Here is an 18,434-nt window from a genome sequence, read left to right on the forward strand (position 1 = left end):
GTTGACGCGGTAAGCTTGATGCCTGTCACGCCATCAGGCCGCGAAGCGGTTTGGCGTGCGGTGAGCACGGCGATCAAATGGCTGGAGCGGGAGGCGGTAACCGGCAGCGTGGCTCCTGGTCAGATGGGAGGGCATAAGCCGAAGGCGATCTCCGGGGAGCACCGGGACTGGCTGCTGACGCGCTGTGCCAGCGGCCCGTTCACCTTACGTGGTCTTGTCCGTGAGCTGGCGGACCGGAATTTGAAGGTGGACTACCGCTCGGTCTGGGAGTTCGTGCATGCTGAGAAACTGAGTTATAAAAAAAGACTTTGGTCGCCACGGAAAGAAGCCGGCCGGACATCGCCCGCCACCGGGAGCGATGGCTGAGACTGCGACCGGGGATCGATCCGTCTCGATTGGTGTTCATCGACGAGACGTGGACCAAGACCAACATGGCGCCGTTGCGAGGCTGGGCCCCGCGTGGGCAACGGTTACCTGGTCCGGCACCCTTCGGCCATTGGAATACCATGACCTTCATCGCCGCCCTGCGCCAAGATCGCGTGGATGCGCCGTGGCTGATCAAGGGGCCGATCAACGGCGAGCGCTTCAGGATCTATACCGAGCAGGTCCTTGTCCCGACATTGAAGCCCAACGACATCGTCATCATGGACAATCTCGGCTCACATAAAGGCAAGGCCGTCCGGGACGCCATACGGGCGGCCGGGGCCAGGGTGATCTTCCTTCCAAAATACTCACCCGACCTGAACCCCATCGAGCAGTTCTTCGCCAAACTCAAGCATCATCTGCGTCAAGCTCAAGAGCGATCTGCCGATGGCCTCTGTGCCGCCATCGGCAAAACTCTCCAAACCGTCACTCCCGCAGAGTGTTCAAACTACCTCGCCCATGCAGGGTGTGTGCGAACCTAAAATCATCACGCTCTAGTTCAGGCGGCAGGTGAAGCTGGCGGCGGCGTCGGTCGGCCCGTGGCCGTCGTGGGTTGCCTTTGCTGGATAGGCGCACAGCGGCCGTTGCATCTCCACCGTTTTCCCGGGCGCGTTCGCGAACTTGGTGGCGATGACCCGGTCGGGCGCGGGCCCGCCGGTGGTCCAATCGATCAGCGCGCTGAACAGGTCGTCGCTGGCGTCGGGCGTGGGCGGCTGTGGGCCGCCCGTCGCGGAATTGAAGACATCGGGACCCGTGCCGCCGGCGCAGTGCATCATGCCGGGCGCCAGGAAAAGCCGCGCGACCTCCCTGGCCTGCGCTTCGCCGCCCAGCGCGCGGACCTGGCGGCCATAGAAGGCGACCGACTGGCCGGGTGGGACCAGCGTGTCCGCCAGGCCATGGTAGATGATCAGCTTGCCGCCGCGCGCCTTGAACGCGCGCAGGCTTCCCCGGGTGGCGTCGTTGACGTCCCCGCCCAGGGCGGCGTCGACGGTGGGCATGTCGCGATCCAGGTCGAAGCCCCGCCAATCCCAGCCGGCGCCGAAGACCCATTTGAACAGGCCGGCGAATTGCGGCTGGCCGTTGGCCGCGCTCTGCAGGAACGACCAGCCGAACAGGCCGGGAATTTCGCTGCCCGGCAGCCAGCCGAAGAAGACGTGCCGCCCGTCGGCGGTGGTGGGGCCGTCATAGAAGGCGCGCGCCGTCGCCACCTCCGCCGCCGTCAGGCACTGGTCGGGGTCCGCGTCCTGCTGGCAGGCGAGTTCCGCCGGATCGAACCGGCAACTCAGCGGATCGGTGATGAAGGCGTCGCCCGCCAGGCCGTACCCGCGCCGATTGCAGCTGGCGATCGCCGCGCCGCTGAGCAGGCGGAGCTTGGCTTCCGACAGCTTGCTTTCGGGCGTGCGGTTGGCGGCGGCGAAATCCCACAGCACCGCGGCGTGGCCCCAGGTGCGGTTGATGACGGGGGCGCCGACCAGGATGCCGTCATAATCGGCCGGGTAGTACAACGCCTCGATCAGGCCCTGCTGTCCGCCGGTCGAACAGCCGGTGTAGTAGGACCGCTTGGCGCCCCGGTCGTAGTACGCCCGCGCGATGGCCTTGCCCGTCACCGTCATCACGTGGGTGGACAGGCGGCCCCAGTCCTTCCATTTGCGCGGATGGCCGATCAGCGCATCGCCGTCGAGCGGGGTCGCCGGGGCGGTTCCCGTGTCCGTCGTGGCGGTGGCGTATCCGCGCCGCAACCCGCTGGCCATGCTGCCGTACCCGCTCTGAAGCAGTCCGGCGAAACCACCGTTGCCGGTGCCATGGAAGACGCCGGCCCATGCGTCGGCCGGCAGCCACACCTCCACCCCGATGTCGGAATCCGGCGCGGAGCGGACATGGGCGACGACCCGGCAGAAGGCCGGCAGGGTCGATGCGTCGGCAACCGGCAAGGCGCCGGCGTCGCCCTTGGCGACCAGGATCGCGCTGACGATGGTGGTGTCCTTGAGGTTCAGCCGGGCCAGCGCCTCACAGCGGGCGGCGCCGGCCGGGGCCGCCTTTTCAGCGGCGGCCGCAGGCGACGCGCCCGCCAGAACGGCCAGCGCTGCGGTGAGCGGGCCCCGAAGCCCCGACAGGACCCGGAGCCCCGACAGGATATGTGCCGAAATCTTCATGGTCACGACCCCAGGCTGGTGGATGACGGCTTGACCGCGCGGGTCAGGAAATAGGTGCACGTCAGGGAGATGAAGCATACCCCGAACAGGAAGACCGAAATCGGAAGCGTGGACGCGTACTTGGCGAACAAGGCCGTCGCCACGATCGGCGCGCACCCGCCCCCGATGACGGCGCCCAACTGATAGCCCAGCGATGCGCCGGAATAGCGGACCTCCACGGGGAACAATTCGGCGAACAGGGCCGCCTGCGGCCCGTACATCACGCTGAGGCAGACGAGTTCCACGGTGAGCGCCGCCAGGACGGCGGGGTATGACAGCGTTTCCAAAAGAGGGAAGAAGGCGAAGGACCACAGGCCGGTCAGCGCCGCGCCGGCCATGAACAGGGTTGACCGGCCCCATCGGTCCGACAGCGCCCCGAAGAACAGCAGGCCCGGCACCATGACGACGCTGGCCGCCACCACGCAGGCCAGCAGGGCGCCTCTGGACAGGTGCAGGACCGTGTCCCCGTAGGAAACGGCGTAGGTGATCGCCGCGTAGAAGCAGGTGTTCGACGCGATGAACGCCCCGCCGGCCAACACGATCTTGCGGGGATGATGGATCAGGACCTGCAGGACGGGCGACTTCCTCCGTCCTTCCGGGGCGGAGGCCTGCGACCGGGTGGCCTTTTCGAATTCCACCGACTCTTCCAACCGCGTCTGGATGTAGATGCCGACGAAGACCAGCGCGATGCTCAGGATGAAGGGCACGCGCCATCCCCAGGCGTCGAACGTGTCGCGGGGAAAGGCGGTGACCATGAGAAAAAAGACCATGTTGGACAGGACGACGCCGAGCGGCACGCCGATCTGGACGAAGCTGCCGTAATAACCGCTCCGGCCCTGTGGGGCGCTTTCGATGGCCATCAGCGCGGCGCCACCCCACTGCCCACCGACGGCGATGCCCTGGATGAAACGCAAGGCCAGCAACAGCAGCGGGCTGACGAACCCCGCGTCCTGATAGGTCGGCAGGAAGCCGATGGCCGTCGTCGCCAGGCCCATGGACAACAGGGCCACCAGCAAGGCCCGCTTGCGGCCGAAAAGGTCGCCGAAATGACCGAAGACGACACCGCCGAAGGGACGGGCGACGAAGCCCACCGCGAATGTGCTGAACGCCGCGAGTTGGGCGACCAGGGGCGGCAGATCCGCGGCGAAAAAGATTTTAGGGAACACCAGCGCCGCCGCGGTGCCATAGACGAAGAAGTCGTACCATTCGATGGTGGCACCGGCGCCGGCCGTCAGGGCGACCTTGAACAGCGAAGCCCCATTCCCGGCCGGCGGCTCCATCGCCGCCCCCTTCCGCGTCCGTCCGCCTTCGTCAGCGACCTGCATCACCTGCACCCTTCCTGTCCGTTTCCGCCCGTTCTGGCCCTGTCCGCTGTTCCCGCCAGGCCTGGGCCTGCGCGACATACCAGGGGATGACGTCGGGATTTTCGATCGTGTTGGGGTCGATCACCTTGGCCACGGGCCACCCCAGGAACAGGCGCTTGATCGGCAGTTCCTGCTTCTTGCCGGACAGGGTGCGCGGTATCGCCGGCGCCGGAATGAAGGCGTCGGGAATGAACCGGGGCGACAGTGACTCCCGGATGGCGGCGATCATGGCCGCCTCCAGGTCCGGACCCCACTCCCGCCCCTCCGCGGGCACCACGAACATGAGGAGCGTGCTGCCGCCGGCCCCGTCCTCCAGGTCGATGACCAGGCTATCCGCGACATGGCGCACGCGCTCCACGGCCGCATAAACGTCGGCGGTGCCCATGCGCAGGCCGTGCCGGTTGATCGTCGCGTCGCTGCGGCCGGCGATGGTGCAACTGCCGTCGGCCTCCACCGTCAGCCAGTCGCCATGCCGCCAGACGCCGTCCCAGGTGTCGAAGTAGGTGGACCGGTACCGGCTGCCGTCCTCATCCCCCCAGAAGAACAGGGGCATGCTGGGGAAGGGTTGAACACAGACCAGTTCCCCCACGCGGCCGGTCAGGGGGTGCCCCTCCTCATCCCACGCCTCGATCGCCGCCCCCAGGTGGCGGCATTGCAGGCGGCCGGGCGTCGGCGGCAGCTCCCGGTTTCCCGAAAGGAAGGCGGCGGCGATGTCGGTTCCGCCGGAAATGTTGCACCACCAGATATCAGGCGTGCCGAGGGCGCCGAACTGGTCGGTGCCCCAGCCCTGAACGTCGGCCGTCAAGGGCGAGCCGGTGCTGCCGAGCGCGCGGACGGCGCGCAGGTCGCCGGTGTCGCGCAGGACCAGGCCGGCCTTGCGGCAGCTGGCGAAGAACGCGGCCCCGGCGCCGAACCAGGTCACGCCGTGGCGCGCGGCGAACGTCCACAGGGGTGTCCATTCCGGCTGGCCCTTGGCGCCTTTCGGCGATCCGTCATAAAGGCAGATGGTCGTCCCGGTGAGCAGCCCGCCGACCTGGATGTTCCACATCACCCAGCCGGTGGCGCTGTGCCAGTGGAACCGTTCGCCGAACGTGTTCGGCGCATAGCTGGGACCAAGGTCGAGGTGCATGTTCCCGACGCAGCCGGAGACGATGATGCCACCGTGCCCGTGCACGATGGCCTTGGGAAGGCCCGTCGTTCCGCTGGAATACAGGATCCACAGCGGATGGTCGAAAGGCAGCCACTCGGGTTCGAACAGGTCCACCGCGCGATGGTCGGCCGACTGTGTCTCGTCGAAGTCGATCGCGCCCGCGAGGGTCGCCGCGCCGTGCCCCGTCCGGATCACGAACACGGCAGCTACGCTGGGAAGTCCGCGCCAGATCGCGCCGACGGTGGCGGAGCGGTCGGCGGCCTTGCCGCCGTAGAAGACGCCGTCGACGGCGATGAGGGCCTTGGGTTCGGTCTGCCGGAACCGGTCCAGCACCGCCGGCGTGCCCATGTCGGGCGAACACATCGTCCAAATCGCACCGAGGCTGGCGCAGGCCAGCATCGCCACGACCGCCTCGGGGATATTGGGCAGGTAGGCGGCGACCACGTCCCCGCGGCCGATCCCCCGGCGGCGCAGTTCAAGCGCCAGCGAAGCGCTGCGCCGCCGCAACTGCCCCCAGGTCCATTCGACGACCTGCCCGCGTTCATTCTCGGCGACGATGGCCAGTTGGCCGGCGGCGTCCGCCGTGCCGGCGTGGCGGAACACCTGGCGCGCATAGTTCACCTGTGCGCCTTCGAACCAGCGGGCGCCGGGCATGGTCCCGCTCAGGACCGCGGTCGGCGATGTCGGGGACGCGATATCGTGATAGTCCCAGACGCTCCGCCAGAAGGCGGTGAGATCCGTCCGCGACCATTCCCACATCGCCGCATAGTCGGGAAACGCCAGGCCGCGTTCCCGGTCCAGCCAGTCCCGATACAGTCTTATCTGGGGGACGCTGTCGCCCGCCCCGGGCTTTGTCATGTCTGACTTCCTCGTGACTTCAATAACGATGATGGGGATGACGGCCGGGGGACCGCCGGCCATAAGGCGGCCGTGCCCCGGGGGACGGCCGGCTCGTTCGAACCAGACGGGGCCCCCGGGGCGCCGACCGCATCCCCGTGTTCAGAACCGGTGATAAAGCGTGGCGCCGTACATCCGGGGCGTGCCGATCGACCCGGCGGTGTACGCCGTCGCCCCGGGCCGGGTGGTCGCCTGGCTGATGTAGCGGACGTCGAACGCGTTGCGGACCCATCCGGTCAGCGACCAGGCCTTGTCGAAGGTGCCCAGGCCGACCGACGCGTTGACCAACCCATACCCGTCCTGGGAATCGAGGGGGTTGTTGTAGATGTCGAAATAGACCTTGCTTTGCCATTTGTAGTCGGCGCGCGCGGTGATCTCGAGCGCCCCGGTGACCGGGAAGACATATTCGCCGGATATGTTGAACTGCCATTTCGGCGCCTGGGTCAGCGTGTTGCCTTCCAGGTTCTTGGCGCCGGGTGGTAGCGCTTGGCCGTTCGAGGTGACACCGACGCACGCGGCGGCGGTCGGCAAGGTCGGATACAGCGGGTCGTTGTTGCAGAACTTCCCGTATTCCGTATCCAGGCGCGTGGCCGCGCCGGCCACCTTCAACCCTTCGGCCAGGATGGCTTCAAACTCGAACTCGACGCCCTTGATCGTGGCGGCGGACGAATTCTCGACCTTCGGGAACTGCACCCCCGTCTGCACGTTGGTGCGGAAGACGGTCTGCTGCAGGTTGGTGTAATCGGCATAGAACGCGGTCAGGCCCATCCGCAATTTGTTGTCGAACAGTTTGGCCTTGGTGCCGATCTCGTAGTTCCAGACATATTCCGGATTGAAGAAATTAACCGGCTGCGTGATATCGCCCAGGGTGTTGAACCCGCCCGACTTGAAGCCCCGCGACACGCTGGCGTAAACCAGGGTGTTCTCCTGGGGCGTGTAGTCCAGCGCGAAGCGGGGCGTGAACGCCTTCCACGTATCCTTGTCGGCAAGAAGATAGTGCAGTCCGCCCGACGTGGCGTCCATCGCGTAAGACTTGGAGTCGATGGTATATCGACCGCCGGCGGTGGCACGAAGACTGTCGGTCAGGTTATAACGGAACTGCGCGTAGGCGGCGTAGGAGTCCAGGGTTTCGGCGGGAAGATAGACCAGCAGGTTCTTGACCGCCGACGTGCTCAGATACAGTGGCTCGCTGGAATCGCCGTGCATGTAGAACAGGCCAGCGACAAGGTCCGCCCTACTGCCAACGTCCGTTGTCGCGGTGAGTTCCTGCGTCACCTGCTTGGCGTATAGGCCGATGAGATCGAACCGCGAGCTGGCGACTGGGGTCAGGTCGACATCGAGGTTGGTCAGGTCGATATCGTGCTTGATGAAGCCCGTGGTCGAGGTGATCGATGTGTCCGGACCCAAATCCAGGTGCGCGGTCAGGGTGGCCCTGATGTCCTCCACGTCCCGCTGGTTGGGTTCGTTGAAATAGAAGGTCAGGTCGTCGATGTTGTTCCGGGGATACGCATAACCCGGCACCTCGGTGGGCATGGGCCTGGCCGGATCGGCGCGGCCCAGCAGCTGATTGAACGACGGGTCGCTGCGGTCGCGCGTGTAGTCGACCAGCGCGCTGACGCTGAAGATTTCGGACGGCTTGGCCAACAGCTGGCCGCGGACCTCCGTGAGGTCGGTGTTGTCGTTGCGCCGGCCGAGATACGCGTTGTCCGTCCAGCCGTCCGCACGGTCCCGCTGGAAGGAGACGCGGGTCAGAACCTTGTCGGACAGCGGCACGTTCACGAAACCCTTGGCCCCGAAGCGCGCGTAGTTGCCGCCGGTGAGCGCCAGTTCGGCGTCGGTCTGGTCGGTCGGGGCCTTGCTGTTGACGTTGATGGCGCCACCCGTCGCGTTGCGGCCCTGGATGGTGCCCTGGGGACCGCGGAGGACCTCGACCCGCTCCACGTCGAGGAAGGAGGGGTTCATCATGAAATGGTTGAGCAGGGGCACGCCGTCGAGCGAGACGGTGACGCCCGACTGGCTGCCGATGTCCTGGCCGGCTTGGCCGATGCCGCGCATGGCGATGAAGACGTTGGTGGAGCGTGTGCCGAACTGGAGGCTGGGGGCCAGCTGAACCAGGTCGCCGACATCCTTGACGCCGGCTTTCTCCAGCGTCTCACCCGAAACGGCTGTGATGGCGATCGGGATGTTCTGCAGTCCCTCCGCGCGCTTTTCCGCCGTGACGAGGATCTCCTCCAGCCCGGTATCGCGTGTGGTGTCGGCCGGTGCGGCGCCCGTCTGAGAGGCGGCACCCTGTGCCTGCGCCCATGCCAGACCCGGCACAAGGCATCCGCCGAACAGGGCGGTCGCCCCCAGGCCCAGTGCGCGCGCGCGGCGGATCAGCTTCGAGCTCTTCGTGATCATCCCTCTCCCCGTTTATTCTATTGATGCAGCCGGGGATCTTTCCGTCCCCGGGCGACGCGAAGTCTTCGCGTTTGCCGAACGGGAGGCAATGACAGGGGTGACACCTTAATTTGGCATAAATGACATGGCGCCTTGGGTCCGGCCCCTAGAGAACCCGTCGGTCGTTGAGGAGGACGGTGGCGGCGCCGACCTTCGCCGCGTCGGCCATGTGTTCGGTGCGGTACGCCGATGGGGACATTCCCGCCCATGCGCAGAAATGGCGCGAGAAGCTGCCGGGCTCGCTGAATCCCACGGTGAAGCCGATCTCCGTGATCGGCATGTCGCTGGCCAGCAGGTATGCGGCCGCCAGTTCCCCGCGCAGGCGTGTCCGAATGTCCTGGAAACTCTCCCCTTCCAGCGACAGATCCTGGCGCAGACGCCGGGGGCGCGTCCGCAAACGCGCCGCCACCGCCTCGACCGGCGCCGACCACAGGCCGGCGCGCTGGAAATCGATCAGCACCCGCTGCGTGCGCTCCCGCCAGCTCAGGCCCTGGTCGGCGACGTCGAACCAATCGGGCTCGCTGGCGTAGTAATCATCATACTCCTTGATGGAGCTGTGCACCAGGCGGGCGGTCAGGTCGTCCCAGTTGTAGGACAGGGCGTCGACCGGCGCGTCGAATTGCACGGGGCAGCGGAACAGCGCGAACCGGTCAAACCCGTTTTCCTGGACGGGCCGCGGTCCCCGGATGGAAAGGCCGCGCAGCGCCAGCGGGCGGCCGATCAGCCAGCTGAAGAATTGGTAGATCCAGACGAACCTGATCCAGACCAGGATGTCGCGATTGACGCCCTCGATGGTCTGGTACTTACAGATGTGCTGTAGACCCGAGCCGTGTTCCTCGGTGATTCCCGGGCCGACGTCGGCGGACATCGCGTCGGTGAAGCGGACGCTGACCCGCAGCGCCTCGCCCAGGGTCGTGCAATGCAGGAAGGACAGCAGGCGCTCCGTCTCCAGCGCCAGGCGGCAACCTTGGGTGAAGAAGCCGAAGTACACGTCGTCGAGGGCGAACTGGATCCGGCGGATCAGCCGAACCAGGGCCTTGCCGTCGATCGCGGCACGCGCGTTCCCATAGACCGAGGGGTCGATCGCCGCGTCCCGCAACAGCCCGGCGGGATCGAAGCCCTTGAGCACGGCCCCCTGCAGCAATTGCCGGACCGCCTCGCCATCCAAACCCGCTTTTCCCGCAGCTTCCTCTTCCATCCCGGTTCGTTCTTATGTTGACGCCGCTTGGGCTTGCTGGCCGCCGCATCGCTCACGGCGTGGCGGGGCACGGGTGGACGGCTGTCCAGTCATCCCCCCGCAGAAGTCCGGCGGGCACGGTCGCGACCCGCTCGACAAAATAGGCATAGAACCGCGCCGCCCGTTCTAACCCTTCGGGCGGGACGGAGTAAAGGTCGTCCCCCGTCGTGTGATAAAGGGCGCCCGAGGCGATCATCTGGGTCTGCGGAATGTCCGGCCGCTGGACAAAAGCCTTCAGGTCACCGGGAAGCGCGCGGTCGACACGGCGCTGCACGTCAAGGCCGAAGCACGCGACCCCCTGACGCCAGAGGTCGACCAGAAACGGCGCCTGGTTGTTGACCGCGACCTGCTTGGGAAGGTCGCCCGTGGCCGCGATCACCCGTTGGCCGAAATTGTCGTCCTGCGGTTCGGCGTATGATCGCATCGTTGCGATCTGCGCGGGGTGTTCGATGTTGAGGATAAGGTCCGCCTTCGCCACGTAATCCTGTCCGTGGCGGTCAAGGAAGGCGCCCAGCCCGCTGGCCCCGGCGCTGTGATGACCGGCGCTGGCGACGAAGACCAGCGTCCGCTCCAGCTGGGCGCCGCGCGCGAAATGCCGGGCCAGCGCCAGCATGACCGCGACGCCCGACGCGTTGTCGTCGGCGCCGCCGAACCACCCATCGGCATGCGCGGCGATGATGACCGTGCGGTCGGTCTTGCCCGGTATCGTCGCCACGACATTGGAAACCTGACGGTTGATGGTTTCCGACCGGGCGGAAAGCCGGGCATGGACCGGATGGCCCGCCTTGGCGGCGGCCCCCAGGACGGCCTGCAGGAAAAAGCCGTCCTCCCCGCCGACCGTGAAGCACAGCCGGCGTCCGCAGCCATGGCGGTCTCGGTCGAAGCTCTTCAGGTTCCCGGCCTGGACCAGGATTTCGATCACCCCGACGGCACCCGCCCGCATGACGGCTTCGGTGCGACGGGCGGGGATCGGCGCGTAGAGGCTGGGCTCGGGCAGCGCCAGGATCACCGCGATCTTGCCACGCAGATCGCGCCCGGCCACATCGGCGTCCGTGCCCAATCCGACGTAGGCCAGCGGGGCGGTGACGACCCCATCCACCGGCCCGCTTCCTTGCACCATCGCGGAACGCAGGACGACATCCCCGCTGCCGGCGCCCATCGCGGCGCTTCCGATCAGCCGAACCTCGCCCGAAACGGGCAGGTTGATGTCGGTCGCGGGGAAGGGCTCAAGGTGGGCGTCCGTTTGGCCCGCCGCGCGCAATTGCGCGGCCACCCAGTCGACCGTCCGGTCGTAAGCCGGCCGGCCGGTGACGCGTCCCCACAGGTACTCACCCGCGGCCCGGCTTTGGTGGGAGAAGCCGACGATGGTCGCGACATCGGCCTGTATGGACGCGCCATTCAGCAGCGGATCCATCGCCCCCGGCGCGAAAACCGCCGGGCGCGCGGGCAGAACCGTGTCGGCCGCATCGTAAACCCCTTTCGCGGGGTCCGTTTCCGGTCCCGGCAGGCGCAGGTGGAACCAGGCGGTGCTGTCCGACATCGCCGGCCCGGGGCCGTCCAGGGGACTGCCGCCCGGCGCCGGGGAAGACGCGGGCGCGGGATGGGCGATCAGCAGGGCCAGCGTCACGACGCCCAACAAGCTGAGGCGTCGCGGAAATCCATCGGTACCAGACATATGGGCCCAACCCCTCCCGTTCCCTCGCGGACAACCGCATGTTTTTAGCGGCCATCGCCGGCCAATCGGCGCGCTTGACAGGCTATTTCATTTATTCACAATCTAATAAAAAAAGCGATGGGCATCCCGCGCTATCGCCGCAACGAACATCCGGATCCTAGGGACGGCCTGCTCCGGACCGATTTCCCAAGGTCGCCGCAGTGGAGGATCGCCCGTGATTAACCGACGCAATTTCGCGGTCGCGATGGCCGCGATGGCGGGCACGCCGCTCAGCGCCCGTGCCGACGGCAAGGGCCCAGGGACTGTGAACCCCGGGACGGTGAACAGGATCACGGTGCGGTCGGCGCACGTCCCGGGTGACGTCTCCGTCAGCATCTACACACCGCGGGCCTATGGCCAGGGACGTCCCCTTCCCCTCATGCTGCTTCTGCACGGGGGCAATGGAAGCGATCAGGACCTGCTGCGTTTCATCCCGGCGATCGCCGCCGCCATGACCGATGGCCGAATCCCACCCCTGGTGATCGCTATGCCCAGCGCCCGCCGCTCCTTGTACATGGATTTCAAGGACGGGTCGCAGCGATGGGAAACGTTCATCCTCTCCGACCTGCTTGCCCACCTCCGGGGCACCCTGGCCGTATCGACGGAACGGCGGCACACCTTCATCGGCGGGGTTTCGATGGGTGGGGCGGGAAGTCTGCGGCTGGCTTTCAAGCACCCTGGCATCTTCGGTGCCGTCGCCGTCCTGGAGCCGGCGGTCGAGCCCGCGCTGTCGTGGAGCGAGGTGGGCCCGCGCGTCAAATTCTGGCGGCCGGAAAAAGTGCTGGAACCCATGTTCGGTTCGCCGGTCGACCTGGAATACTGGGCGGCGAACAACCCGGCCACCATCGCCAAGCACGATCCCAAGAGGCTTATCGACCTGCCCATCTACCTCGACGTCGGTGACCAGGACATGTTGTACATCAACCAGGGAACGGAGTTTCTGCACCGCATCCTGTTCGACGCCGGCGTCGGTCATGAATACCGGCTGGTCCATGGGGCCGAGCATGTCGGCCCGTCCTTGATACCCCGGCTTGTGGACGCGTTGGACTTCATCGGCCGCCAGATCCAGCCCCCGGAATGGATAGACGAGAGGGTGCTGAAGGCCCGGGCCGTTTACGACGATATGAAACGGGCCGCCGGAATGCCGGTCGAGGACGTCGACCCGAGGCGTATCAGGGGATCGTGACGTCCAGGACCGATGCCACCGCGCCGCGGTCAGGGAACGCCGCCCGGGCGCCGACGGCGGTGATGGCCAGGCTGGCGGCGGCGGCGGCGAAGCGCATGGCTTCGGCCAGGTCGTCGCCGTTGAGCAGGCGGGCCAGCACGGCGGCGTTGAAGCAGTCGCCCGCCCCGGTCGCGTCCACCATGCGCGCGGGAAACGCGGGCTGGATCACGGTCTCCCCGTTCCGCACGGCGATGGCCCCCCGGGCGCCCAGCGTCACCACCACCAGACCCGGCCCCTGGTTCAGCAGCGCCCGCGCGTGGTCCGGCGTGGGGGGCAGGCCGGTGGCCGCGCGGAACCCCCCTTCGTTGAAGAACACGATATCGGTCAGGGGCAACAACGCCGCCAACCGCCCCGGGCCCGGGGCCACCGCCGCCTCCACGTCGATGGCGACCAGGGTGCCGGCGGTGCGGGCCAGACGGCTCACAGCCTCGAATTCCGCCAGGTCGTAGGGCATGGCATAGACCACGCGCGACTGTTCCAGGGCCGGGGCCAGGGTGGCCGGCTCCAGCGGCCAGCCGGGCAACGGCGCGTAGACCAGCGCCTTTTCCCCATCCCGCTCCCGCACCAGGATCAGGGCGGTGGCGCACGGCCCATCCACCGGGCGCACCCAGGGCGTGGCCACGCCGAAGCGGTGGAAATCCGCCACCAGGAACTCACCATCGCCATCATCGCGGCCAATCCGGCCGTAGGCCGCCGTCGGCAGGCCCAGGCGGGCGGCGGCGCAGGCCACGTTGGCCGCCGTGCCGCCGGCGTGGCGCCCCAGGTGCCGGCCCAGCACCTTCTCATCCGCCGCCGGCGCATGGTCGACGGCGAAGACCAGGTCGATGTTGGGGTCGCCGTAGGCCAGCAGGCCGAAGCGGCGGTGGCCGGGCGCGATCACGGGACGGCTCCCGTGCTGGGGATCGTCCGGAAGCCGCCGGCCCTGGCGGCCACGTCGCCGGCGGCCAGCGCCAGGGCCTGGCCCTGCACCAGCAGCGGCAGGGGGGTCAGCGGCTCATCCATCTCGGGCACGGGGAAGTCCGGCCCGCCCAGCATGGCCACCCTGGCGCCGCGCACGCGGGCCGCGGCGGCGGTGTCGGCCAGGCGGTCTGCCGCGCGGGCCCTGGGCGGGGCCAGGACCAGCACCAGGTCCGCGGGTGCCAGGGCCTGCAGGCGCAGGGCATGGTGGAATTCCTCCACCGCGTGGGGCAGGGCCGCCAGGCCCGCCGCCGCCGTCAGCAGGTCGGCGACGCAGCGCGCGGTGCCGGCGTTGGGACCGGTGCCGACGACGTGCACATGGCGCCGGGCGGCCAGCGTGGCGCCCAGGGCGCGGACCCCGGCGTCGGAGCGCAAGACGCCATCCAGGATGGCCGGCAGGGCGGCGACGTCGCCGTGGACGCCCGCCGCCACGGGGTGCTGCCGCGCGCCGCCCCACTCCAGCGCCAGCAGGATCAGGACGGCCAGGGTGGCGACGGTCGATTGCGTGGGCATGCCGTTCTTGCTGGCGCCGGGGCACAGGCCCCAGACCGGCGGCGCCAGGAAGGGCGTACCCTCCCGGTCGCTGATGCCGATGACCAGGGCGCCGCTGTCCCGCGCGCGGGACAGGGCGTCATGGGCCGGCGACGGCCGCCCGCTGGAGCTGACGACCGCCACGGCGGTGCGGGGGCCCAGGTCGGGATGGCCGTGGCGCGCCAGTTCGAAGGCCTGGACCGCCTGGCAGGGAATGCCGGCATAGGCGGCGAAGGCCGGTGCCGCCATCAGCCCGGCGGACAGGCTGTCGCCGGAGCCGGCCACCAGCAGGCGGCTGATCCCCCGGGTGGTCAGCACCGTCACCAGGTCCCGCACCGGGTCGGCCAGGCGGGCCAGCGCCCGCGCCACGGCGGCGGGGGTGTCCGCCCGCTCCCGCGCCGTGGCGGGCAGGGGCATCAGGGTGTCGGCCTCCGTCATGCCGCCGACCGCCGACGGGCGATGGCGGTCAGATCGGCCGCCAGGGCGTCCAGGCCGTACTCCGCCTCATTCACCGCGCGGAACTGGGCGGTGAGGTCGGCCGGCAGCGCCGAGGCGCCGCGCAGGGCGCCGGCCAGCGCCCCCGCCATGGTGGCGATGGAATCGGTGTCGTTGCCGATGGTGGCCGACAGGGCGATGGTGCGCAGGGGATCGCCCTTGGCGTAGGCCAGGATGGCGATGGCCGCCGGCACGGATTCCGCCGCCAGGACGGAGGCGCCGACCCGCGCGTCCAAGGCCTCAAGGAAGGCCAGGTCGTCCGACGCCCGGGCCGCGATGTCCAGCGCCAGGTCCAGGCGCGCCTGGAAGCGGGGACCCGGTCCCACGCGGGCGTGACGGGTGGCCAGCGCGGCGCCCTGGCGCCCGCCCTCGACGCAGGCGGCGATGACGTCGGCGATATCCTCCGTCACCAGCGCCCGGGCCGTGCCGGCGGCGATGGCGCAGGCCGCCGCGATGGCCACGTCGGTGTCATGCGACGGCAGGCAGGTCACCAGCGCCTGGTCACACGCCGCCTCCAGGTCGCCGGGGTGGACCAGGCCGGCGGGCGCCACCCGCATGGCGGCACCGTTGGTGGTGCCGATGGTCGTCATCTTGCGTCGCGACTGGCCGATCACCCCCACCAGGGCCGGGTCGGTGCCGGCGCGCAGGGCCGCCACGATGCCCACCGTGCTGGGCCCCATGAAATCGGCCTTGGGCGAGGTGTCGGCCCAGTCGAGCAGGCAGGCGATCCAGCCGGCGGCGTCCAGGCGCCCCCCACCGCGCACCAGGGCGCGGGCCAGGTAGTACATCTGGCTGGCGTCGTCCGTCACCTCCGCCTGCTGGCCGGCGTTGGCGCCGGCGAAGGTGTCGGCCGTGGGGGTCACGAAGCCGGCGACCAGCCCGCCGTGGGCCGCCAGTATCTCGGCCATGGACCATTGTTCGGTGGGGGCGCCCAGGGCGTCGCCCATGCCGGCCAGCAGCAGCGAACCGGCGATCCTGTCGTGCAGGGGATGTGTGCTCATGGAGTCATGTCCGTTGGGGGGAAAGAAGGGCGGCCCGGCCGGCCGCGGCGCGACGCCGGGCCGTCCGACGCTGGTGCAGCCTCACCAGGACCAGGGCGGCGATGGTCACCAGGGGCGGGATCATGAAGACCACCTCGGCCGGCACGGCCAGCAGGCCCAGGCGGGCGGCCGCGACGCTGGCGGCCCCGAACACCAGGGCCGCCGCCACGGTGCCCAAGGGCTGCCGGCCGCCCAGGAAGACGGCGGCCAGGGCCAGGTATCCCCGCCCCGCCGCCATGTCGGCCTGGAACAGCGTCAGGTAGCCCATGCCCAGGAACACGCCGCCGCCGCTGGCCAGCAGTCCGCTCAGCAGCAGGCCGGCATAGCGCAGCCGCTTCACCGGCAGCCCGGCGGCCAGCGCGGCTTGCGCGTTCTCCCCCGTCGCCCGCAGGCGCAGGCCGAAGACGGTGTGGCGCAGGGCCCAGGCGGTCAGGCCGGTGGCCACCAGGGCCCCATAGACCAGCACGTTGTGGCCACCGCCGCCCTCGCCGTTCAGCAGGACGCCCAGCACCGGCACACCGTCCACCCCCGGCCACCGCAGGCTGGGCAAGGCGAAGCTGGCCAGGCTGGCGGTGGACCCCTTGTCACCCGTCAGATGGGCCATCAGCAGGACGGTCAGGCCTTGGGCCAGGATGTTCAGCCCGATGCCGGCGACGATCAAATCGGCCCCCAGTTCCAGATGGAACACGGCCAGCAGCCCCGCCAACGCCGTGCCGGCGGCCAGGCCGGCGGCGCAGCCCAGCCAGGGGTGCAGCCATAGCGGGGCGTCCGGGAACCACAGGGCGGAGTAGGCGGAGGTGACGACGCCGGCGAAGGCGGCCACCAGCATCACTCCTTCCAGCGCGACGTTGACGCAGCCGGCCAGTTCGGAAACCAGTCCGCCCAGGCTGGCGAACACGATGGGGGTGGCGGCGCGCAGGGCCGCCCCCGCCAGCACGGCGGCCAGGGTGCCGGCCGCGACCAGGTCCAGGGTCATGCCGCCCCCCTGATCCGCGCACCGGCCCGGCGGGCCAAGCCCAAGGCCAGGGGCACCAGGCGGTCCGACACCACGAACAGGATGATCAGCGCCTGGATGACCAGCACCACCTCCCGCGGGACGTCGGTGGTGCGCTCCATGGCTTGGGCGCCCACCCGCAGGTAGGCATAGCCCAGGGCGGCCAGGGGCAGGGCGGCCACCCGCTCCCGCGCCAGCAGCGCCACCACGATGCCCTCCAGCCCGATGCCGGGGGTGAGATCGACCGGCAGGCGCTTCAGCAGGGCGTTCGAGACATGGAAGCCCGCCAGGCCGGCGAAGGCCCCGCCCAGCGCGAAGGCCAGCGCCGTGGCCCGGGCCACCGGCACCCCGGCCCGGGCCGCGAACCAGGGGTTGGCGCCGGCCAGGCCGATCTCATACCCCAGGGTCGTGCGGCGCAGCAGGAACAGGGCCGCCGCCACGGCCGCCGGCGCCACCAGCGCCATGGCCGTCACGTTGGTGCGCGCGATCAGCGGCGCCAGGGTGGCAACGTCAGGCAGCGGCGGCGTGGTGATGAAGCCGGCCGTGGGGTCGTTCAGCACGCGTCCCACCACCAGGCGGTAGACCTGCACCGCCACCACGTTCAGCATCAGGGTGGTCACTATCTCATTGGCCTCGAACCGGGTCTTCAGCAGCCCGGGCAGCAGGCCCCAGGCGGCGCCCCCCAGGGCCGCGGCCAGGAAGGCCAGCGGCAGGGCGACGACCGCCGGCACCCCGCCCAGGCCCAGGCTGACGGCCGCCGCCGCCAGCGCGCCCATGAACAGCTGGCCGTCCGCGCCCAGGGAGAATTGGCGGGCGCGGAAGGGGATGGCGACGGCCAGGCCCACCAGGGTCAGGGTGGTGGCGTCCTGCAGCCAGGCACCGAAGCGCACCAGCCGGCGCATCACCAGGTGGCCATCGGCGGCACGCTCGATCGAGGGCAGCGGTCCCGTCACCAGGGCACGGAAGGCCGCCCAGGGCTGGTCGCTGACACAGGCCATGACGGCGAAGCCCAGGACCAGGGCGGCGCCCACGGCCAGGGCGATGCGGGCGCCTTCACGCGACGGCGTCATGATCGCCCCCTTGGGGTCCGGTTCCCAGCCCGGTCATGTGCAGGCCCAAGGTCCGGGCATCGACGGCCCCGGCCTCGAACCGCGCGACGATGCGTCCCCGGTACAGCACGGCAATGCGGTCCGACAGGGCCAGTAGCTCGTCCAGGTCGGCCGAAATAAGCAGGATGGCGGCGCCTTGGTCGCGCAGGGCGGCCAGGCGGGCGCGCAGGGCGGACGCGGCGGCGATGTCCACGCCCCGGGTCGGCTGGCTGGCGACCAGGAAGGCGGGGGCGTCGGCGATCTCCCGTGCCAGGATCAGCTTCTGCATGTTGCCGCCCGACAGCGCGCCGATGGGCTGGTCGGGCCCAGTCGCGCGCACGCCGAAGCCGCCGATCACCTCCTCCGCCCAGCGCCGGGCGGTGGCGCGGTCGATCAGGCCCCGTCGCGACAGGGGTGGGCGGGCGTAGCGGGTGGCCAGCAGGTTGTCGACGATGCTGAGGCTGGGGGCGGCGCCGTCGTGCAGCCTATCCTCCGTCACCACCGCCACACCTAGTGCGCGGGCGGCCCGGGCGGACAGGCCGGTGAAGACCCGGCCATCCAGCCTCGCCTCGCCCGCGCTGGGCACCTCGGCGCCGGACAGCAGGCGGGCCAGCACATCCTGGCCGTTGCCCTCCACCCCGGCGATGCCCAGGATCTCGCCCGGCGCCACGTCGAAGGAAACGCCCCG

The 18,434-nt window shown here is 69.5% G+C and carries 13 protein-coding genes and 1 pseudogene; 2 read left to right on the forward strand and 12 right to left on the reverse strand.

Going from position 1 to position 18,434, the window contains the following annotated elements; all coding sequences use genetic code 11:
• Positions 1-22 precede the first annotated feature (22 nt).
• A pseudogene (locus I55_RS34365) lies at positions 23-905 on the forward strand (IS630 family transposase).
• A gap of 12 nt (positions 906-917) precedes the next feature.
• Here I55_RS34365 and I55_RS10675 read toward each other — a convergent pair.
• The 6 genes from I55_RS10675 to I55_RS10700 all read right to left on the reverse strand — a co-directional run bounded on the left by I55_RS10675 (position 918) and on the right by I55_RS10700 (position 11,116).
• Complete coding sequence (locus tag I55_RS10675; RefSeq protein WP_085939981.1) at positions 918-2,576, reverse strand: tannase/feruloyl esterase family alpha/beta hydrolase; 1,659 nt, start codon at positions 2,574-2,576, stop codon at positions 918-920.
• A gap of 2 nt (positions 2,577-2,578) precedes the next feature.
• A complete protein-coding gene (locus I55_RS10680) occupies positions 2,579-3,940 on the reverse strand; it encodes an MFS transporter (protein ID WP_083901009.1) in 1,362 nt (453 codons plus the stop codon).
• Positions 3,927-5,987 (reverse strand): acetoacetate--CoA ligase, encoded by a 2,061-nt coding sequence (locus tag I55_RS10685; protein ID WP_044560533.1) that lies wholly within the window; start codon positions 5,985-5,987, stop codon positions 3,927-3,929. The genes I55_RS10680 and I55_RS10685 overlap by 14 nt, the downstream gene beginning before the upstream one ends.
• Before the next feature lie 141 nt (positions 5,988-6,128).
• Positions 6,129-8,426 carry a TonB-dependent receptor gene (locus I55_RS10690; protein ID WP_044560534.1) on the reverse strand — a complete coding sequence of 766 codons (2,298 nt, stop codon included), beginning with the start codon at positions 8,424-8,426 and terminating at the stop codon, positions 6,129-6,131.
• Positions 8,427-8,571: 145 nt separating this feature from the next.
• Complete coding sequence (locus I55_RS10695) at positions 8,572-9,663, reverse strand: AraC family transcriptional regulator (protein WP_044560535.1); 1,092 nt, start codon at positions 9,661-9,663, stop codon at positions 8,572-8,574.
• 52 nt (positions 9,664-9,715) lie between these two features.
• Positions 9,716-11,116, reverse strand: coding sequence for a M28 family peptidase (locus tag I55_RS10700; RefSeq protein ID WP_159107160.1), 1,401 nt, complete (start codon positions 11,114-11,116; stop codon positions 9,716-9,718).
• 475 nt (positions 11,117-11,591) lie between these two features.
• Between I55_RS10700 and I55_RS10705 the strand changes: the two genes are divergently transcribed.
• Positions 11,592-12,602 (forward strand): alpha/beta hydrolase family protein, encoded by a 1,011-nt coding sequence (locus I55_RS10705; protein WP_252181105.1) that lies wholly within the window; start codon positions 11,592-11,594, stop codon positions 12,600-12,602.
• Here the strand turns inward: I55_RS10705 and I55_RS10710 are convergent.
• The 6 genes from I55_RS10710 to I55_RS10735 all read right to left on the reverse strand — a co-directional run.
• Positions 12,589-13,521, reverse strand: coding sequence for a carbohydrate kinase family protein (locus I55_RS10710; RefSeq protein ID WP_044560538.1), 933 nt, complete (start codon positions 13,519-13,521; stop codon positions 12,589-12,591). The two genes, I55_RS10705 and I55_RS10710, sit on opposite strands and share 14 nt — an antisense overlap.
• Entirely contained in the window at positions 13,518-14,567 is a 1,050-nt protein-coding gene (locus I55_RS10715; RefSeq protein ID WP_044560539.1) for an SIS domain-containing protein, read from the reverse strand. Before I55_RS10715 ends, I55_RS10710 begins: the two co-directional genes overlap by 4 nt.
• Complete coding sequence (locus I55_RS10720) at positions 14,564-15,625, reverse strand: ADP-ribosylglycohydrolase family protein (protein WP_044560540.1); 1,062 nt, start codon at positions 15,623-15,625, stop codon at positions 14,564-14,566. Before I55_RS10720 ends, I55_RS10715 begins: the two co-directional genes overlap by 4 nt.
• A 4-nt stretch (positions 15,626-15,629) precedes the next feature.
• The gene (locus tag I55_RS10725) at positions 15,630-16,640 is read right to left on the reverse strand and encodes an ABC transporter permease (protein WP_044560541.1); all 1,011 of its coding nucleotides are present in this window, start codon (positions 16,638-16,640) and stop codon (positions 15,630-15,632) included.
• Positions 16,637-17,728, reverse strand: coding sequence for an ABC transporter permease (locus I55_RS10730; protein ID WP_044560542.1), 1,092 nt, complete (start codon positions 17,726-17,728; stop codon positions 16,637-16,639). Before I55_RS10730 ends, I55_RS10725 begins: the two co-directional genes overlap by 4 nt.
• Positions 17,712-18,434: ATP-binding cassette domain-containing protein (locus I55_RS10735; protein ID WP_044560545.1), on the reverse strand; the 723-nt coding region annotated here is incomplete at its 5' end. The genes I55_RS10735 and I55_RS10730, both read right to left, overlap by 17 nt.

The organism is Azospirillum sp. B4 (genome assembly GCF_000333275.1).
In the GTDB taxonomy this organism is placed as follows: domain Bacteria; phylum Pseudomonadota; class Alphaproteobacteria; order Azospirillales; family Azospirillaceae; genus Nitrospirillum.

Coding starts and splice junctions, on each gene's coding strand:
- I55_RS10675 (WP_085939981.1), bottom strand. CDS start 2,576: ATGAAGATTTCGGCACATATCCTGTCGGGGCTCCGGGTCCTGTCGGGG.
- I55_RS10680 (WP_083901009.1), bottom strand. CDS start 3,940: ATGCAGGTCGCTGACGAAGGCGGACGGACGCGGAAGGGGGCGGCGATG.
- I55_RS10685 (WP_044560533.1), bottom strand. CDS start 5,987: ATGACAAAGCCCGGGGCGGGCGACAGCGTCCCCCAGATAAGACTGTAT.
- I55_RS10690 (WP_044560534.1), bottom strand. CDS start 8,426: ATGATCACGAAGAGCTCGAAGCTGATCCGCCGCGCGCGCGCACTGGGC.
- I55_RS10695 (WP_044560535.1), bottom strand. CDS start 9,663: ATGGAAGAGGAAGCTGCGGGAAAAGCGGGTTTGGATGGCGAGGCGGTC.
- I55_RS10700 (WP_159107160.1), bottom strand. CDS start 11,116: ATGGATCCGCTGCTGAATGGCGCGTCCATACAGGCCGATGTCGCGACC.
- I55_RS10715 (WP_044560539.1), bottom strand. CDS start 14,567: ATGACGGAGGCCGACACCCTGATGCCCCTGCCCGCCACGGCGCGGGAG.
- I55_RS10720 (WP_044560540.1), bottom strand. CDS start 15,625: ATGAGCACACATCCCCTGCACGACAGGATCGCCGGTTCGCTGCTGCTG.
- I55_RS10725 (WP_044560541.1), bottom strand. CDS start 16,640: ATGACCCTGGACCTGGTCGCGGCCGGCACCCTGGCCGCCGTGCTGGCG.
- I55_RS10730 (WP_044560542.1), bottom strand. CDS start 17,728: ATGACGCCGTCGCGTGAAGGCGCCCGCATCGCCCTGGCCGTGGGCGCC.